Here is an 18791-nt window from a genome sequence, read left to right on the forward strand (position 1 = left end):
TGTATTGCATCAGGGCATCAGGCTTTCATTCCGACTTTTTCTCCAAAAATCCCGTAAGGTCTAAAGATCAGGAAAAGGATCAGGAACAAAAACGCAAAGCCGTCTTTATAAGGTCCGGAAATATAGGCGGCGGCAAAGGTTTCCGCGATGCCAATCATCAGGCCTCCGATAATGGCGCCTTTGACATCGCCCAACCCGCCGACGATTGCGGCGGCAAAAGCTTTCAAGCCGATGATCGCGCCCATCGTATGGCTAATCATAAACACCGGAGCAACGAGAATGCCGGCCGCTCCTCCCAAGGCCGCGCTATAGATGAATGTCAGCGCTTGCATATGGGAAACCTTAATGCCCATCAGTTTGGCGGTCTCCGGGTCCTGTGCAGTAGCCTGCATCATTTTGCCCAATCGTGTTTTTTCAAATAACAAGTACTGCAGAATCAGCAGAACAATCGCGCAGCAAAGGATCGCAAGATACTGGACGGATACGACGATGTCTCCGATGTTGATCGTGTCCGTTGCAAATAAAGGCGGCAGCTTCAAAGGCACTGCGCCATAACCGAGCAGGAAAATATTTTGAATGATCATGGAAGCGCCGAGCGTACTGATCATTACCGCCAAGAACGCTTTGTTCCGTTTGGCAAAAGGACGGTAAACGGTCAGCTGAAACAAGTACCCGATTCCGCCGACAATGAGCGTCCCGAGAATAAGGCCAACCCATATTGGCAGATTAAGCGAAACCACAAGGGTAAAAGCGACGAATGCACCCATCATCGTAAACTCGCCCTGGGCGAAGTTCACCACATTCACGGATACATAGATCAACACAAATCCCAGCGCCACAAGCGCATAAATGCTTCCTATCGCCATCCCGCTGACCAGAAGCTGCAGGGGCATATTGAACAGTTCCATAAACTTCCCCTTCCTCGAGTATCGGCCAAATCCGGCGGCATGGGCCGCCTGCCGAATTCAGCCTTTGGTTCGCTTTATTTTACGGTTACAATTTCACCGTTTACGACCTGAACGACAGTGTAGGAGTGCAGGCCGTCGCCGTTTGGATCAAAGTTATATTCCCCTTCAACCCCTTTATGTCCCTTCACGGCTAAAATTCCCTCGCGGATCTGATCGGGAGAAGTCCCTTTTTCCGCCATGACTTTGGCCAGCACATGCAGGGCATCATACACCCAGCCTGAAAATAAATCCGGCACATCCGTATATTTCTGTTTGAAGTTTTCAACGAACCTTTTGGTCTCCTCGCTTTGATCCAGCGCAAAATCATTCACACCATATATCCCGTTTAATTTGTCACCCGCCAATTTGAGCGTCGTCGTCTGGGCACCCGCCGCTGAAGAAACAAATTCCGCCTGAATGCCAAGCTGTCTCATCTGAACGACCAATTGGGCCACATCCGCGGAAGCCGTCATAAAGCCGTTGATGACGTCAGCACCGGACTTGCGGATGTTTTCCAGCACCGGAGTAAAATCTTTGGTATTCGCGGTATAGCCTTCAATAAGGACCGGCGTAATTCCCTTATTCTTATATTCAGCGACCAGCATGTCTTTGCCCGCCGTGCCGAATGCATCGGTATCATACACAATAGCGACCTTCTTTTTCCCTAATTTGTCCGTCGAGAAATCGACAATCGTCTTGGCGGAATAAGCGTCGCTCGGTCTGAAACGGAAAAACCATTGGTTTTTCAATTCGGTGGTTAAATTGACATTTGTGCCGCCGATCATGACGGGAATGCCTGTTTTCTTGGTGATTTCATTGATGGAGAGCGCATTGGTGCTCGTGATCGGACCGATGATCGCCACGATATCCGGGTCGGAGATTAATTTTTGAAATGCGGATACCGTACCGTCGTTCGTACCGCGATCGTCCTCGACCACCAGTTCTATCTTCTTACCATCTACACCGCCGGCCCCGTTAATCTCGTCTAACGCAATCTGAGCGCCGCGTTTTTTAAACTCGCCGGTGAGTGCGGATTTGCCCGTCAGGTCGGCAACCATACCGATTTTAATCACTTCGCCTTGATCACCTGCGCCTCCGCTACTGCTTCCGCATGCGGATACAATGATCATGCTTGCCGCCAAACACATACCCAGTATTGCGCGAATCCGTTTTTTCAATGGTTACACCCCTTCTGACATCACTTATTTTTTAATCGCCTGCTCCGACTTTTTTTCACAACTGTAGAATATGATAAGTTATACCTCACCACCCTTTGTTAAGCGCTTTCAAATTGGATTTTATAGATTATCGATTAACGATATTATTTAATATATTCCGACTTCAATTTTTTGTCAATTGTTTTTTTACAGCACAATGAAGGCTCTGTTTTTATTCAAATATTCCCTTTTAAGCTAAAATATGCTTTAATTTAATAAAGTAAGGATAAGGAATGCGGTTTGAAGCGGCCAAATATTGGGCGGAAATGGTTCCGCCCTTTTTGCTGTTGGCTATTCGCATCCCGCTTGCGGGAATATTCCTGATTCCATTTGTGCGGAGAAAATATGTTTGGTACCGCCCGAGTCCCAAACAATGACTGCTTCTGATCCTTATTGGAACCACATCCATTTTCTTTCACCAAATCTTAGGGCACAACAAAAAGGGGATGTCCCATAAGTCACCTCGGTGACTTATGGGACATCCCCCTGAGCAGTCTATAACTTTGAACGTTATAGACTGCTCTTCTCTTGCAATCCGACAACTAGACAAGCCTCAAAAAAAGGCTTGCCTTCCGTGGATTCCCCTCTGAAATAAATGCTTCCTTCGCTTAGATCCGACCTTAGCACCAGGATGTCGTCTCCCATTCGCGCTTCATTGTGGTATGTAATCCGAAAGTTGTGCAGCGATAGTTTTAACTCCTCTTCGTCAAGAGCATCCAGGCAAATATCTGCGTAACGGGAATTGTTCAAATGTCCGTTAGCATCAATTCCGCTGTAGCGCACCTGCATCCGATAAGCTTCGGAAAGCGGCACATCCGGCGGAACCTGCACTTTATCGGGCACATCGCCAATGGATTCTTCGGCGTGAACATCCAGCCGATACGGAAACGCGGAGGGACGAAGTATTTTTCTCTTTCCCACATCGACAAGGGCCCATACCGATCTGGATTGGATCATCAGGTTCCCGTCCGCATCCCGCACGCGGTAATCCCGTAACCATAATACCCCCTTCGTTCCCTTATTCCAGGTTTGGATAGAAACCGTCTCCAATATCCGGGGCATTCGCTTGAACTCGATGTCCAAAGTGATCAGCATCCAGCCCATTCCGCTGTCCTTCATCTCCTGCCAAAGAACTCCCATATCGTCCACATGAGCATCCGCTGCTCTTTGCATTAAAGCCAATAAAGAGGACAGGCGGCATTGGGCCCTGAAATCGGTATAATCCGAGCTGATCTTATAGTCGTCCTTCCACGAGCCCCGCATGGTTCATCCTCCCTTTTTCCCAAGCCAGTACAAACAATTCGTACCGACGGTTTTCCGGAAACGAATCCAGCTTCCCAAAGTAACGTTCAATCGCAAACATTTGAGACTTGTGCGCTTTTAGCGCCTCCGCCTTCATGGGCCACTGTTGTTCGGTATCTATGACGATGGAGGGCTTGTAACCGTTCTCCATTAACGTACTGGACATGGCATAATAAAGCCGGCCTACCGACGGGCATCTTCCGCTTAATACGGCGGCCGTTGTCATTTTGGATATGGTCATATGATCAGGATGGAAGTTTCCGCCGTCTGCCGGAAAGGTGAACAGCATCGACGGTTCATATTTATTTACGAAGTTGACGATGCCGTCAATAAATATGTTTTCATCCACGGTATTCGATTTGCCGTCGGGAAACCCTAGATGCTCGACTGCAGACAGTCCCAGGATTTCGGCAGCCTTCTCCATTTCTTTGACCCTGACCTCAGCCAATTCCCCGTTGCTTAAATGGCTGGCGTAACCGTTCTTTTGACCGGCATCCCCTTTCGTGGCCAGGAGAAGAACCGTACGATGACCTTGATCCGCAAGCTGCCTGATCAGGCATGCACTCAGAAAAGTTTCATCGTCGGGATGAGCATAGATAAACCCTACGGTTTGACTCATTTCATCAGCCTCCTTACATTATTATATTCCATGAAGGCGTTGAAGTCATGCTACGAAAAAATCCGCCCCTTTCCAAGATAAGCCGGAGCCTCTCTTTAAAGCAGGGCGGATCGTATATTTTATACCTCAAGAAGATAACGGGCTGCCGGTAAAGTCGTTTGAGGCGCTACCCGCGGGTGAAATAGGGCACCCGTTTAAGGAAAATGCTTTCCAGCTTCTCTACGATCGGGCCGTCTTTCTCGGAATCGCTTTTGACCTTCTGCCATTCGGGATCGCTTTGGAAAGCGCTAAATGCCGCTTCGCGTGCTTCCTTATCCGCAAATTCAAGGACATAATAAAGCCGGTTATGCTCAGGGTTGATATCCTCCCAAAAATCGATAACCTTGATACCGTGCTTTGCAAAAATACGCAAGGTGTGATTGGAGAACCGGTCGTTGATTGCCTGCATTTTTCCTGGATGAATATGGTAAATACGGAGTTCATAAAGCATATCACATTTCTCCTCTCAATAATAGGTCCGGCCAAATCACGTTGTTTGCGCATTCCAGGTCAGGTCATCAGGATTTGTCCTTACTTGTTTTATTATAGACGACTTTCTCCGCCGGGCAAATAACCAAAATTCATAGAAGCTGCAGCGCCTTACACAAATTTTCCGTTACGGTAATCCTCGTAGGCTTGACGAATTTGCTCCATCGTGTTCATGACGAACGGGCCGTGGGCGACGACGGGCTCGTGCAGCGGTTGTCCCGCGTACAACAAAGCACGGAGCCTGGTAACGGCCGTGATCTCAACCTCGCTCTCGCGGCTGCTCCCTGCAGAACCCAGCCACAGGACCTGGCCCTCACTGGCTTTTGTACGTTCCTTCCCGAACAACCCTTCCCCTTCCAGAATATATATAAAACCATTATAGGAGCCGGGCAGATCCTGCTTTACGGAGGCATCCGGTTCTACATTCAATTCCACCATCGTAATGGGAACAACGTTTTTCGTCGGGGACGCTACACCGCCCGATGAGCCCGAGAATACGCGGATCGTCGCTCCTTCCTCCACCCGCAAGGGCATATCCGCGCTTCGAAGGTTCTGATATCGCGGCTCCATCATTTTATCCCCGCTGGGCAGATTAACCCAAAGCTGAAGGGAATGAACGGTTTCACCCTCGGCAGGATCTTCATTATGAATCACTCCGCGCCCGGCCGTCATCCACTGTGCGTCGCCGGGGAGCAGCTCGTCCTTTCCTGCGGTTTGGCTATCGTAATGCTCAAGCCTTCCCTGTATCACATACGTAACGGTTTCGATGCCGCGGTGTGGATGGTTATTGAATGAGCCTCTTTGAAACCAGTCCTCGGCAAGCATCAGGAATGGATCATATTCCTGCCAATGCCCCGGCTCCAGGATGAAGCTGTTCTGATGAGTCGGACTAATCCGGTTTTTCTTCGCAGTCCAGACACGGTGAATATCCCGCTGGAATACATGAGCTTGATCGTTCATGAACGGATGCCTCCCTTGTTTGTTCGCATTAGTGGTTGATCGAAAGCAAGGTGTTAGGATCATTATAAAAATATTACTTACTTTTATCAAGTGACTATATAATATTCTGCTAATTGGATGGCGTTCTTAGGAGAAGATGCTCTCTCCGCCCGGAAAAGGAAGAAGCCGAACGGGCAGCATGCCGTCGGCTTCTTCGTTATGTATTAAGATAAGTGCTAGAATCTTCTTTTTCCCATAATAAACGTTTTTCTCACTTTTTTAACGGCCAGCGGAACCTGTTTTTTACTTTGTTCCATCATGCTGCTGCATAGCGGACAGCTGGGAGCGGCCTCCGTTACAAATTCATCCCGGATCCAGGCGTTGCATTCGCTGTCTTTGCATTTCCAAATCTGGATTTCCTTCATTTCTTGTGTCTGTGCCTCAGAAGTCGATGTTGACATACTTGTGATTAACCCACCTTCCCAAAAATGTTGACTATTTATTATGGTACACATGAGGGCCAAAATGCAAGTCCCTTACCCATTTATTTCACAAGTGCGATCATAACAGGCAATACGATAAAGGAAGCAAGCGTGGTCCATAGAATGCACTTCGAAACGACCCTGGGCGAGGCGTTAAATCTCTCCGCTAAAATCACCGCATTGACGGCCACGGGCATCGAAGCCAAAAGCAGCATAACCGAAAACAAGATGCCTTCGATGTTCAGTACATATAACACGAAGCAGGCCACAACCGGGGCCACGAGCAATCGTACCGTCATCCCCATCCAGAACGGGGTCTGCAGCTTTGCATCCATCTCGGCGCTCTTTACGCTGACCATTTGCGCCCCTAATATGACCAATACCACCGGGGAATAAGCCGCAGCAACCAGCGAGACCCCTTTTTCAATTCCCGCCGGCAAATCCACGTCTAAAGTCCGCAGTGCGACTGCCAACATCGCCGCATAAATCGCCGGAAGTGAAAATACGGATTGAATGGCATTTTTCACAGAAAACTGGGAACGGGCGGCAAAATAGATCCCTATCGTATTCACGATAATCATTTGGATAATGACGTAAATCGATGCTTTTTCCAATCCGAGCGTTCCAAAAGCGAGCAAAACGAGCGGAAGCCCGTAATTCACAGCATTCGTGAATGTAGAGATCAAAGTCAGGCCTGCGATTTCAGAGGAGGACCATTTCAGAATTCTGCCTAATCCATTGGCAACGGCCCACATCAATATCAGATTGAGAATACAGAAGGCAAGCGTCTTGTAGATGTCGTCAAAAGAAAGATTCGCACGATTCAACGTATCCAAAATCAGAGCCGGACTTAAAAAATATAAATACAGGGTCATGAGGGGCTTCGTTTCCAGATTTCTGTACCGTCCCAGGAGGGCTCCCGCAATAACGGGAACGGACAGCGGCACAATAACTTGAAACAGAGTTGAAACAACCGTCTGAAACATGCCGGGCATCCTTTCTATTAAGTTCAATTCCTACTCAATATAATACCACTAACAAGCGTTCGTCTAAGATGAATTTTCAATAAGCCCGATAGCTGCGTCCTATAAGAAAGAGCTTCAAGAATAATAATTTCATTTAAAGAACACATTAATATCCGTTAATTAAAATAAATGGAGGTTAGGACGATGAACAAATCGCGAGCCAGTGAGATTGCTTCTTCTCCTGTTATGGCCAATGTCACTTATCAGGGGGTTCCCATTTATATTCAACAAGTAGATGAGCAGACAGAAACAGCCAGGATCTACCCCCTCAACGAGCCTGAAAATGAACAAAGTGTTCCATTAGACCTTTTGGAAGAGCATGAGGAATAAAACCTTGATTTGAATGGGCAAGGAAGAAGCCGAATAAAACAGCAAAATAAGCATAGCCACGCCGGAATCACGGCTTACTGGCTATGCTTGCTTTTTATCCTGGGGGTTCAGAATGGATTATGGACTTTTGGGGACAGATGCCGGTTTAGGCGCAGATATCGGATGCTTCATAGCATTCGCTTTATCTCTTTTGCGGGATGTGGCCAGCACAACGCCCCCGACTATAAATATAGATCCGAAGATTTGAATGGCGGTCACCGGTGTGCCCAGGAGAACAAAACCGGCGATCATGGCTACAAAGGGTTGCAGATTCAAAAATATGGATGCTTTGCCCGCACCTACACGCTTGAGCTGCATGTTCCAGATTAAACCGCACAAGCCCTGCATCACAATAGCCGTTGCGATAAGCATCACCCAAGCCCAAAGATGGGGACTGACATGGTTTAAGGGCTCCTTGATGACCGCTACCGGGATCACCATACCGGAACCGATCACAGTCGAATATACCGTAGCAACAAATGGATCGATCCGCTCTGTCAATTTACGCATCATGATGATGGATACGGCAAAAGTAAGCATAGCAAATAGGATGTATACAGTGCCTATAGAAACATTCAACCCGTCGGATTTCCCTACTACAAAGAATATGCCCAGAATCGCCACGATGGACCCTGCGATCATGCGCCCTGTAATGGCTTCCTTTAAAAACACCGACGCCAACAAAGCGATCGTAATCGGTGCAAGGGACAGGATCAGTGAGGCTGTTGTAGCGTTAACCGTTTCAAGCCCAGTAAAAAAAGCTGCCTGATTGAGCAGCGTTCCGATAAAGCCCAGCGGAATGAGCAGCAAGTAATCCCGCGGATTCAGGTACTTCAGCTTTTTGGTGCTCCATGCATAAGCGACAAGAAATAAGGACGTCATGGTCAATCGAAGTGCCGCTAGAAGCAGGGGCGGAAATTCATTCACCAATATCGAACCGAATACAAAATTGCTCCCCCAGCAAGTAACGCAAAAAAGCAGGAGTAGATATGAACGAATCATGAACCGTTTCGTCTCCTCATCTAACAAGAAATAAACCGACACTCCGAATCATACTCCCGTTTCCAGGTCCTGTCGAACAAGGAAAATGACTCGGAAAACGGATTTAGCCTTGGATTGGTTCATAAATCTTCATTATCTCCCCTAATCGGCTTATTGCTAGCTTGTATGCGTTAAAATATATGCAGCCCGTTTCCCCTGCCATTTCAGCTTTGTTTTGGTCTTCGGTACAGCTTCTTAAAGCTGGTCCAAAAAAGAGAGGCGAGGAGGATCACCAAACCTGCGGCAGCCAATACATCATAGGCGGAAGTTCCATGCATTTCAATGTGCGGACCCTCCGGCCAAACATGTCTTCCGGCAAGCTCTAACCCGATAAAAATCATAATCGACCAGAGAGCAAGGCCGAAAATCATCCAGACCGCCGCCTTGTTCGGCTTGAATGCCGTTTTGCGAAGTACAATCCACATGACACCGATGACGGCCAAGGATGCGATAACGTATCCGACGAGGTCGTAGAGCGATAGCAGAAGCGTACCGCCGAAGCCTTCAATCAGCTTCCATTGGAGCAGCAGGAGCGGAATCAGAAACATAAGCTTGACCCGCTCCCGCATCGTGCGTTTGGGAATTTCCTTCATTAACTCGTCGCAATAGGATTTGGGATTTGTTCCAAACACATCTTCAGAGGATTTTATAATAGAACACAGTTGATGCCGGAGGTGCCTTACTTGAACTCGTCGGCTTTTTCCGAGTCCTCCTAACGTTATTCCACCGTGTTTACGTTTGCGATCGCCGTATCGAACGTATCTTTTTTGGGAATTGCCGCTCCGGTGTGGTCTCTGGTGTTCGGCGTGTTTTCGGCGAAAATATTGGGTGAGGGTATATATTTTAGAGAAGCGAAAAAACGTTAGAAAGACCGCTGGAAGGAAAATAGGGATTACCCCAAGCTGCAAAGGCTGAGGGGCATCCCCTTTTTTGCTGCGATATTAGTGATGCAGAGCCGCATGACGCTTAAAGTGGTCTTCGATGACAAGGCAGGCCATGGCTTCGACTACAGGGACAATTCGCGGGCAAATGCACGGGTCATGTCTCCCCTTCGTCACAATGACTTGTTCTTCTCCGCTGGTACGGATCGTTTGCTGTGGGACAGATATCGAGGAAGTCGGCTTAACGGCAACCCTGAAGATGATTTCTTCCCCGGTGCTGATTCCTCCGAGAATGCCCCCCGAGTGGTTGCTTAAGAAACCGGACGCGTTCATCTGGTCGTTATGCTCGCTGCCCAGCATTCCGGCTGCCTCAAATCCGGCTCCGAATTCGATTCCTTTTACAGCGCCGATCGATAGCATCCCTTTGGCAAGATCCGCATCAAGCTTGTCAAACACCGGCTCTCCCAAGCCGGGGATCATCCCCCGAATCCTGCATTCCACAATGCCGCCGCAGCTGTCCCCGATCGCCGCCAAAGCTTCAATTATCTCTATCATCCGAACCGCCGCTTCCGGGTCGCAGGCTCTGACCGCATTGCGTTCGATTTGATCCTCAATAAAGGCGGCGCATTCGATTCCGCCAATGGCCTTCGTATAGGCTACGACGCTGACGCCTCTGCGCTCAAGCAGCTTGCGCGCCACGGCACCCGCAGCCACTCTCGCGGCCGTCTCTCTGCCCGATGCTCTGCCGCTTCCCCGATGATCCCGGATGCCGTATTTTTTCAAATACGTAAAGTCGGCATGCCCCGGCCGGAAGGAATGCTGAATATCGCGATAAGCCTCGGGTCTCATATCTTTATTGTATAACGTGATAAAAAGCGGCGTTCCTGTCGTTTTGCCCTCGTAGACCCCGGATTGAATATATACCTGGTCATATTCCTTGCGGGGAGACGTTACGGAGGACTGCCCCGGTTTTCTCCGGTCCATTTGAATCTGAATGTACTGCTCGTCTATTTCCACTCCGGGCGTAACCCCGTCAATAATCACTCCGATCGACTCTCCGTGAGATTCCCCAAACGTCGTGATTTTCAGAAAATCACCGAACGAACTTCCTGCCATCGCCTTTCCCCCTTGGTATTTTGAATCCTTTTGACACCTTCGACTGGTTCCATTATAATTTCACTCATGAAATAAATGAAATCACAATATTTTAATCATGTCATAGAGGTGTTCTATATCAAAACAGTAGCGATGGAGTGGTATCGCATATTTCTGTATACCGCCAAGCTCGGTAATTTGACCAAAGCCGCACAAGCGCTTCACATTACCCAGCCTTCGGTTAGTTATGCGATCAAACAATTAGAAGAGACTCTGGGAGTAAAGCTGTTCGATCGTCTTTCCAAAGGGGTGAATTTAACATCGGAAGGCCGCGCTCTGTTCGAATATGTGGAACAGTCCTTTGCCCTGCTGGATGCCGGAGAGAAACGAATTCAGTCTCTCAGGCGCCTGACAGCCGGCGAGCTGCGGATCGGCGCAAGCGGACCGTTCATTAGGCATCTGCTGCTGCCCGCACTCGATCAGTTCCATGCCGATTATCCCGGAGTACGTATCCGTCTTTCCCAAGGCAAAACCGCCGATATCGGAAAAAGATTAAAGGACGGGCAAATTGAATTGGGTCTCGTCCATCTTCCCGTGGATGATCCCGGCCTGGAGGTGAAGCCGCTGCTGGACATCCAGGATTGTTTTGTCGTAGGGAATGCCTATCGTGCGCTATCCGGACAGCCGATTACAACCGGACAATTAGCGGAAATCCCGCTTCTCCTGCTGTCTTCGGAAAGCAGCACCAGACTATTCGTGGAGCAGTGGCTGTACGCACAGGGCTATAAGGTTGAGGCGGACATAGAATTGAACAGTATGGAGATGCTGCTTGAGCTGGCCCGGCGCGGCTACGGCACCGCCTTCGTGACCCGGTCCTTTGTCCAGCAAGAACTGGATGCCGGACAGCTGTTCGAGCTGCAAACGGTCGAGCCGATCCCGCCCCGTGCCGTTGGAATAGCCATGCTGCGCGAACATTCCCCGTCTCTCATTGCCGCACGGTTTATGGAGCTGCTTACGGCTTCTTGATTCGCTCGCGCCGCTATACACAACAAATCCCGACCATTCAACAAATGAATGATCGGGATCACGTTAACGATTTATAAATCAAGCGTTCTGTACAGCGATCTTCGCCTTAAATTCTTTGCGGCGGCGGTGCAGGATCGGCTCCGTATAACCGCTTGGCTGGTCGTATCCTTTAAACACCAGCTCGCAGGCAGCCTGAAATGCCACGGAGTGTTCAAAGTCGGCAGCCATCGGACGGTATGCGGGATCACCGGCATTCTGCTCATCCACCACCTTGGCCATACGTTGCATGGTCTCTACGATCTGCTCCTTCGTACAAATCCCGTGGTGCAGCCAGTTAGCCATGTGTTGACTGGAAATGCGCAGAGTGGCACGATCCTCCATCAGCCCCACGTTATTAATATCCGGTACCTTGGAGCAGCCAATCCCCTGCTCTACCCAGCGAACTACATAGCCCAGAATCCCTTGTGCATTGTTGTCCAGCTCCTGCTGAATTTCTTCTGGGCTCCATTCGGGGTTTTCGGCTACGGGAATGTCCAAAATATCATCCCGGAAATCTTTAATCGCTTGCTTCAATTGATTTTGAACTTCCGTTACATTCACTTGATGGTAATGGAGGGCATGCAGGGTAGCCGCTGTAGGGGAAGGCACCCACGCCGTATTGCAGCCGGCCTGCAGCTGGCCGATTTTTTGCTGCAGCATATCCTTCATCAGGTCCGGCATGGCCCACATCCCTTTGCCAATCTGGGCACGGCCCTGTAATCCGGTTGCCAGTCCGATGCTCACATTCGATTTCTCGTAGCTTTGCAGCCACCGGGATGATTTCATCGCGTTTTTCCGAATCATAGGTCCCGCTTCCAGCGAAGTATGAATTTCGTCTCCCGTACGGTCCAAAAACCCGGTATTGATAAACACAACGCGATCCTTTACTTCGCGAATACACGCCTTCAGGTTTAGAGACGTGCGACGCTCCTCGTCCATCACCCCGATTTTCAGCGTATTGCGTTCCAAATCGAGCAGATCTTCCACACGGTCAAAAAGCTCATTGGCAAATGCCACTTCCTCGGACCCGTGCATTTTCGGTTTGACAATATAGATGGAGCCCTGGAGCGAATTCCGGTACAGGCTGTTTCTTAAAAGATCATGCTTGCCGATGAGACCCGTTACAACCGCGTCCAAAATCCCTTCGGGAATCTCCTCGCCATTGCGGTCCAGGATCGCATCAATCGTCATCAAGTGTCCCACGTTACGGACAAACAACAGGGAACGGCCGGGCAAGGTGAATTCCTCTCCTGCAGGAGACGTGTATGACCGGTCGGGATTGAGCGTCCGTGTGACGGTTTTATTTCCTTTCGGGAAGGTAGCGGACAAGTTCCCCTTCATCAGCCCCAGCCAATTGCCGTATACCAATACCTTGTCCTCGGCGTCGACAGCGGCAACCGAGTCTTCACAATCCATGATCGTCGTTAACGCAGCTTCCAGGAGAATGTCTTTCACGCCAGCCTGATCGGTTCGGCCGATTGGATGGTTACGGTCGATTTGAATCTCAAAATGCAGCCCGTTATTTTGAAGCAATACGGCCGAAGGGTCCTCGGGACTTCCCTGATACCCCGCAAGCTTGGAAGCATCCTGGAGTCCGGTAGTCTCTCCGCTGCGAAGCGAAACGGCCAATTGCCCCTCAACGATCGAATACCGGACGGCTTCCCGATGTGAAGACTTTGCTAACGGAGCCGCTTGATCGAGAAAATCTCTGGCGTAGGCGATGACCTTCTCGCCACGAACCGGGTTGTAATCCGCTGTACGCTGAGCTCCTCCTTCGTCATCAATCGCATCCGTTCCGTACAGAGCGTCGTACAGGCTTCCCCAGCGCGCGTTCGCAGCGTTAAGCGCATATCTGGCATTATTGACCGGCACAACCAGCTGCGGACCCGCCTGCCGCGCAATTTCATCGTCGACCTTTTGGGTGGTAATCTGAAAATCCTCTGCTTCCGGCTCCAGATAACCGATTTCCTGCAAAAACGCCTTGTATTTTTCGAATTCAAACTCTGCTTTATGTTCCTTATGCCATTCATTTATCAATCGCTGGATTTCATCACGTTTTTTCAATAACGCCTTGTTTTTGGGTGCCAAATCATGGATCAAGGATTCAAAACCGGACCAGAACCGCTCCTGATCCACCCCGCTGCCGGGTAAAGCTTCGGAATTAATAAAGTGATAAAGGGCCGGAGCAACTTGAAGATTTCCTGTTTTCACATATTGTACCATCATTCATTCTCCTTTACTTATCAAATGATTGATTAGCTCTCACTTGAATCCTCGGCCTTCCAACGGCTCGTGAAGATCTCTCCCGTCGATTCACGAACGAAATCGTTTGCAGCTGTGCCTTGTCAAATCCCGGCATCATCACTATCCGCCCTCCTTGTTCATTATTTTGAACAACGTTCTTTATTTAGCCTTGACATCATCTTCCCACAGTTTTTAGTTTGTGTCAATGAGTTTTCAGCAAAAAAAAAACAATCATCCCTTTCCCTCTCTGGCTTGGGATCGGAATGATTGTCAGACTGTGGCTTGATCTGATCATTCATCTTACATACTTGTTGACAACCGCTGCCCTAATGCGCGAATTTCACGGATCGCCTCTTCTCTCTTTCCTTCCCAGTGATGGATGGGCATGGAGCAGCTGACCGCCGCGATAATCTCGCCGCTGCGGCGGCGAACGGGTGCAGCCACACAGCAAAATCCCATTACCCCCTCCTGAATGTCCAAGGAATATCCGTTGCGGCGGACCGTTTCCAGCTCCTGCAGGAACGCCTCCCGGGAGCCGATGGTATGCACGGTAACTTTATGCAGCGTTTCCTGCGGAAATATGCGGCGGACCTGTTCGGCATCCATGTCGGACATCAGAATTTTTCCCAAGCCCGTCGCATGTGCCGGGAACCGGACCCCGGGCCCGGATACCATTTGTACCGGAGACGGCGCTTCTAATTTGGCCAGATACAGTACATCGCTCCCATCTAAGCGAGCCAGCTGAACCGATTCCTGAAGCTTGCGCATCACCGGCTCGGCGGTTCGCCGGAATTCTTCAACAAGGTCGTACTGGCGGAAATAAGCACTCCCGAAATCGCCCAAGGCGCTTCCAAGGGCATAAGTCTCGTTGCGGTCCCGGTGGATCCAATGCAAACGTTCCATGGTCAGAAGAAGAGAGTACAGCGTGCTCTTGCTGATGCCCAAATGCTTGGACAGGTCGGACAGCTTCCATTTGTAGGGCTCCTCGGTTAGCAGCGTCAGTACCGCATGCGCCCGATCCAGAGCCGGAACGGCATATTTTTGCTCCATGAGTTCACTTCCTTCGATATAATAAACGTTATTCGGTATTTTAACTTGTATGATGTTAAGCCTATCACGGCTTCGGGCAACAGTCAATGTACTGATCTTTATAACGAATGCCCGGGGCGTGATGGGTGCGGCCGCCGCAGAAGACAGTTTGTGCAACAGGGTAATGCTGTCCCGAAAGAGTCGAATGGGTATGGAACTGCAGAGGGGAAACGTATGGGGAGATCCGGAGGAATGGTACCTTTTCTTGGCTGGCATGAACAAGCTTATACACAACAGACATAAAGAAATGAGAAAACTAATCCATTTCAATAAAGGATATGAAGCCGTCTTGGCGGCAGGCCGGCCAATCGTCCGACTCTCTGCACAAAGCCACAAAGCCCGACAGAGGATGCCGCTCCACCGGGCTTTGGTCTCCGTTATCTTTGAGCGACGGCCGCCGCTCGTTTAAGGGCCATGATATAGCCTGCATGCATCGCCTCATGACAGGTGCCAAACAACAGCGCTTCGTCATGCCGCTTGAAGTCTTTAAACGGAACCGTGATTTGCTGCTCCAGCCTTCCTTGCAGACGCTGCCGGATTTGGCCTGGCTGTTCCTGCAAGAGCTTGATGAGAGACGGCAATTCCGGAGGGGCGGTTTGCCAGTCAGCCGGTTTCGTACCGTTGAGGAACATGTTCATCAACTCCTCCGGTAACCCGAGCGGTTCTCCGATTAAACGGTATGCAAACCTCTCCTGAGTGGTCAATATGTGCCCCAAATGCCAGCGGATGTTGTTGTTGAAGCCTTCCGGTATGATATCCGCCTGACTCTCGGACAACCCGGTAACGAGCTCTAATGTACGGCTTCGATGTAGTTCGATCTGGTTGAAAACGATGTGCTCCATTCGATTCTCCCCCTGAACCGCCAAATTGGATGATGCTTCTTTACCATAGTAACCTGCCGCAGACTGAAGGGCAAGCTGTTTTCTTCCGCCGCTTACGGTTTTATTCCAATCCGGCCGAACGCCGGCGCGAAATCTTCATGCCGGTCAATTTGTTCTCCGTAACCGCCGAATAATTGGGCCAATTCCGCGAAGTTCGGATTCGTCAGCAGCGTTCCGGCAATTCGCCTGGGATACTCCCGTTCCTGATGATCCGGATGGTACCGTACATACTTTTTCATTTCGATCCCACTCCTTTTTCATTCGAAGTATGATCCGTAAGCTTCTTTTCATAAACGAAGGAAACAACCGGTTATATCCCCCCGTTGTTTCCTTTATCATTTAAGACTCGATTTCAATAACGATATAATCTTTTTCCAAAGAAACCGGGAACGTCTCCGCTATATATGGCCCTTCCCGCATTTCCGTTCCGGCATGCTCCGCCAGCGAACATCCCGCCTCTACCTTGGCCTCGTACGTGCGAACCCGGGTTTTTACCGGATCGAACCAGGATTGGCCGGTTTTGACGTCGAACTCCCATTGGTGCCAGGGGCAGCGGAGTATTTCTCCTTTTCGGGAATAGCTGTAGTTACCCCGGTCCCGTGATTGAACAAATCCGCTCAAAACCCCTTCACAAAGCGGTGCGCCCCCATGCGGACAGCGGTTGCGCAGAGCGAAAAATTCGCCGTTCACATTGAAAACACCGATCGAGCGCCCTCCTGCATTCACGATTTTTCGTTTTCCGGGAGGAATTTCATCTACCGTTGCAACTACATATTTTTGTACTTTAGTTTGCATCGTCACGGTCCTCCTTATCGGAAAGTCGGTAGAACGAGCGGGCGTTATCATAAAAAATCTTTTGCTTTAACGCCTCCGGGAATTTGGGCGGGAACGTCAGATCCGGCGCATCATAATCCCAGTGGGGATAGTCTGTCGCAAACATCAGCATCTCGTCCGAGCCCAAATGCCTGATGACCTGAAGCAGATATTCGGACACCGGCGGCTCCTCCATCGGCTGCGTCGTAAAACGCATATGTCCGCGGATATATTCAGACGGCTTACGCGTTAGGAAAGGCACTTCCTCGCGCAGACGCTTCCAATGCTTATCCAGCCTCCACATCAGCGAAGGCACCCAGGCGAATCCCCCTTCCAGCATCACCGTCCGCAGGTTCGGGAAGCGTTCAAAAACCCCTTCGCATACCATGCTGATCACCTGGCATTGAAATGCCTGCGCCATATTGGTATGGTCCTCGATGTAGTACGAAGGAAACCCGGAGGAGGTCGTTGCGTTACCGCCTAATCCGCCAAAATGAACGGCGATCGGCAGACCGTGGCTTTCCGCGACTTCATAAATTTTCCAATATTTCCGCCGGCCCATCGGCTCCCGGGTACGCGGCATAATCAGAACCTGGACAAAACCGGGATGGCCGGCGACCCGGTTGATTTCTTCCACCGATAGTTCGGCATTCTCGTACGGGATGACAATGGAAGCGCGCAGCCGCGGCTCCTTATCGAGCCATTCGGCAATCTGCCAGTCGTTGACCGCACGGGCCAGCGCAGCGCCGTATTCATCGTTAAGCTGCTCCCCGACCCGGTACAGGCAGTTGAGAATGCCGCACTCCAAATTCAAGGGATCAAGCAGCTGCTCCCGCATGAAGTTGAGGTCGGAGCCGGGGATCTGACCGTTAGGAGGCCAGGAGTCCGTCCGCGTTCCGCCCGGATTGCCCTTGGGATAAGGGATATTGTTGGTGAACCCGTGGTAGCTCCGCAGGCCGACCATGTCCATATAATTTCTCCAACGCAGAGGAAGATATTGCTTCAGCACTTCATTGGAGGGAACCTCATTATGAATATCGCAGTCGATGAAACGGGCCCCGGTTTTGCGTTTGGGCTCTTTCACCAAGGAATTGAACATCGTCATGTTTCTTCCTCCTTACGGTTCATACTCACTTGACAGGATCAGAAACGGTACACCGCACGGGCGTTTTCCGTCAAAATCTTCTTCGCCAGTCCCGGCGGAAGCTTGGCCGGAAGCGCCTCTTCCTTCGTATCGAAGTGCCAGTGCGGATAATCGGTGGAAAACAGCAGCATGTCATCGGATCGCAGTTGGGCCATGGTTTGCAGCAGGTGCTCGGGCACCGGCGCTTCATCAAGCGGCTGGATCGTCAGACGGAAATGTTCCCGGATCATCTCCGAAGGGAGGCGGTCCACCCACGGCACCTCCCGGCGCAGGCCCTTCCAGTTCTTGTCGAGCCGCCACATCAACGCCGGCAGCCATGTGAAACCGCTTTCTAACAGCACGACCCGAAGTGCGGGGAACCGTTGAAACACGCCTTCGGTGATCAGACTGACGATCTGCGACTGGAAGGCTTGCGCATGGCTGACATAATCCTCAAGGTAATACGAAGGCCAACCGACCGGCATCGTCGGGTAACCGGTCATCCCGCCGGCATGAATCCCAACCGGCAGCCCATACTGCTGGGCCGCCTCGTAAATCGGCCAAAAATGCTTTTTGCCGTAAAGCATCTCGGAGCGGACGAGCAAAAGCACCTGGACAAAACCGGGGTGCCGGCCCAACCGGTGAATTTCCTCCGCCGCCTGTTCCGGATTTTGGCTGGCGACGACCATCGAGGCGCGCAGCCGCGGCTCTTTATCGAGCCATTCGACAAGCTGCCAATCGTTAACCGCCGACGCCATGGCTTGCGCCCAATCCTCATTGTGGATCATCTGAACCCCGTAAAGACAATTAAGAATGGCATACTGTACATTCCACGGATCCAGCACCTGGCGGCGCAAGGTATCCAGATCCGAGCCCGGCGGGTGGCCGGAGGACAGCTCTGAGCCCGGTCTGGCCGAAAGGGCTGCCCCCTTCGGATAATAATTGGGCTCCAAGCCTTTGATTCCATGCTCCACGATATAATCGCGCCAGCGGTCCGTTAAGTACGGGAAAAGGGCTTGTATCGAAGGGACCGCATGGTGAACGTCGCAATCAATGACCCCCGTTTGGATGAAATGGGTAGGATGTTCCCGCATCATAAGTTCATCCATCGTATACGCTCCTTTGCTTTTG

At 50.5% G+C, this 18791-nt stretch carries 20 protein-coding genes; 2 read left to right on the forward strand and 18 right to left on the reverse strand.

What is annotated here, in order from left to right:
* Nucleotides 1–17: 17 nt before the first annotated feature.
* The 8 genes from IJ22_RS12475 to IJ22_RS12510 all read right to left on the reverse strand — a co-directional run bounded on the left by IJ22_RS12475 (nt 18) and on the right by IJ22_RS12510 (nt 7020).
* Entirely contained in the window at nt 18–908 is an 891-nt protein-coding gene (locus IJ22_RS12475) for a branched-chain amino acid ABC transporter permease (protein WP_062409041.1), read from the reverse strand.
* A 74-nt stretch (nt 909–982) separates the two neighbouring features.
* Entirely contained in the window at nt 983–2125 is a 1143-nt protein-coding gene (locus IJ22_RS12480; RefSeq protein ID WP_062409042.1) for an ABC transporter substrate-binding protein, read from the reverse strand.
* A gap of 549 nt (nt 2126–2674) precedes the next feature.
* On the reverse strand, nt 2675–3427 hold the full coding sequence (locus tag IJ22_RS12485) for an acyl-[acyl-carrier-protein] thioesterase (RefSeq protein WP_062409043.1): 753 nt from the start codon (nt 3425–3427) through the stop codon (nt 2675–2677).
* Nucleotides 3399–4085, reverse strand: coding sequence for a PIG-L deacetylase family protein (locus IJ22_RS12490; RefSeq protein ID WP_054817913.1), 687 nt, complete (start codon nt 4083–4085; stop codon nt 3399–3401). Before IJ22_RS12490 ends, IJ22_RS12485 begins: the two co-directional genes overlap by 29 nt.
* A gap of 166 nt (nt 4086–4251) precedes the next feature.
* On the reverse strand, nt 4252–4575 hold the full coding sequence (locus IJ22_RS12495) for an NIPSNAP family protein (RefSeq protein WP_054817912.1): 324 nt from the start codon (nt 4573–4575) through the stop codon (nt 4252–4254).
* Between the two features lie 149 nt (nt 4576–4724).
* Nucleotides 4725–5573 (reverse strand): pirin family protein, encoded by an 849-nt coding sequence (locus IJ22_RS12500; protein ID WP_054817911.1) that lies wholly within the window; start codon nt 5571–5573, stop codon nt 4725–4727.
* A gap of 215 nt (nt 5574–5788) precedes the next feature.
* Nucleotides 5789–6013, reverse strand: a complete 225-nt coding sequence (locus IJ22_RS12505) for a cold-inducible protein YdjO-related protein (RefSeq protein WP_062409044.1) — start codon at nt 6011–6013, stop codon at nt 5789–5791.
* An 83-nt stretch (nt 6014–6096) separates the two neighbouring features.
* Nucleotides 6097–7020: an AEC family transporter gene (locus IJ22_RS12510; protein ID WP_054817909.1), complete on the reverse strand. Its 924-nt coding sequence runs from the start codon at nt 7018–7020 to the stop codon at nt 6097–6099.
* Nucleotides 7021–7203: 183 nt separating this feature from the next.
* Between IJ22_RS12510 and IJ22_RS12515 the strand changes: the two genes are divergently transcribed.
* A complete protein-coding gene (locus IJ22_RS12515; protein ID WP_054817908.1) occupies nt 7204–7389 on the forward strand; it encodes a small acid-soluble spore protein H in 186 nt (61 codons plus the stop codon).
* Nucleotides 7390–7506: 117 nt separating this feature from the next.
* Here the strand turns inward: IJ22_RS12515 and IJ22_RS12520 are convergent, their stop codons facing one another.
* The 3 genes from IJ22_RS12520 to aroC form a co-directional block, all read right to left on the reverse strand.
* Nucleotides 7507–8430 carry a DMT family transporter gene (locus IJ22_RS12520; RefSeq protein ID WP_062409045.1) on the reverse strand — a complete coding sequence of 308 codons (924 nt, stop codon included), beginning with the start codon at nt 8428–8430 and terminating at the stop codon, nt 7507–7509.
* A gap of 203 nt (nt 8431–8633) precedes the next feature.
* A complete protein-coding gene (locus IJ22_RS12525) occupies nt 8634–9017 on the reverse strand; it encodes an HAAS domain-containing protein (protein ID WP_145862532.1) in 384 nt (127 codons plus the stop codon).
* 393 nt (nt 9018–9410) lie between these two features.
* Nucleotides 9411–10466, reverse strand: a complete 1056-nt coding sequence (gene aroC, locus IJ22_RS12530; RefSeq protein ID WP_062409047.1) for a chorismate synthase — start codon at nt 10464–10466, stop codon at nt 9411–9413.
* A 75-nt stretch (nt 10467–10541) separates the two neighbouring features.
* On the opposite strand from aroC, the gene IJ22_RS12535 reads away from it, so the two are divergent.
* A complete protein-coding gene (locus IJ22_RS12535; RefSeq protein WP_054817906.1) occupies nt 10542–11471 on the forward strand; it encodes a LysR family transcriptional regulator in 930 nt (309 codons plus the stop codon).
* A 78-nt stretch (nt 11472–11549) separates the two neighbouring features.
* Here IJ22_RS12535 and IJ22_RS12540 read toward each other — a convergent pair whose 3' ends face one another.
* From IJ22_RS12540 to IJ22_RS12570, 7 genes are all read right to left on the reverse strand, one after another.
* The gene (locus tag IJ22_RS12540; protein ID WP_062409048.1) at nt 11550–13733 is read right to left on the reverse strand and encodes a malate synthase G; all 2184 of its coding nucleotides are present in this window, start codon (nt 13731–13733) and stop codon (nt 11550–11552) included.
* 321 nt (nt 13734–14054) lie between these two features.
* Nucleotides 14055–14804 carry an IclR family transcriptional regulator gene (locus IJ22_RS12545; protein WP_054817905.1) on the reverse strand — a complete coding sequence of 250 codons (750 nt, stop codon included), beginning with the start codon at nt 14802–14804 and terminating at the stop codon, nt 14055–14057.
* A gap of 416 nt (nt 14805–15220) precedes the next feature.
* Complete coding sequence (locus IJ22_RS12550; protein ID WP_062409049.1) at nt 15221–15685, reverse strand: DinB family protein; 465 nt, start codon at nt 15683–15685, stop codon at nt 15221–15223.
* A gap of 92 nt (nt 15686–15777) precedes the next feature.
* The gene (locus IJ22_RS12555; RefSeq protein ID WP_054817903.1) at nt 15778–15963 is read right to left on the reverse strand and encodes a hypothetical protein; all 186 of its coding nucleotides are present in this window, start codon (nt 15961–15963) and stop codon (nt 15778–15780) included.
* A gap of 100 nt (nt 15964–16063) precedes the next feature.
* A complete protein-coding gene (locus IJ22_RS12560; RefSeq protein WP_062409050.1) occupies nt 16064–16519 on the reverse strand; it encodes a Rieske (2Fe-2S) protein in 456 nt (151 codons plus the stop codon).
* The gene (locus tag IJ22_RS12565; protein WP_074727530.1) at nt 16509–17642 is read right to left on the reverse strand and encodes an amidohydrolase family protein; all 1134 of its coding nucleotides are present in this window, start codon (nt 17640–17642) and stop codon (nt 16509–16511) included. The genes IJ22_RS12560 and IJ22_RS12565 overlap by 11 nt, the downstream gene beginning before the upstream one ends.
* A 38-nt stretch (nt 17643–17680) precedes the next feature.
* Complete coding sequence (locus tag IJ22_RS12570) at nt 17681–18769, reverse strand: amidohydrolase family protein (RefSeq protein ID WP_201023615.1); 1089 nt, start codon at nt 18767–18769, stop codon at nt 17681–17683.
* Between the last annotated feature and the right edge of the window lie 22 nt (nt 18770–18791).

This window comes from Paenibacillus naphthalenovorans (assembly GCF_001465255.1).
GTDB lineage: Bacteria > Bacillota > Bacilli > Paenibacillales > NBRC-103111 > Paenibacillus_G > Paenibacillus_G naphthalenovorans.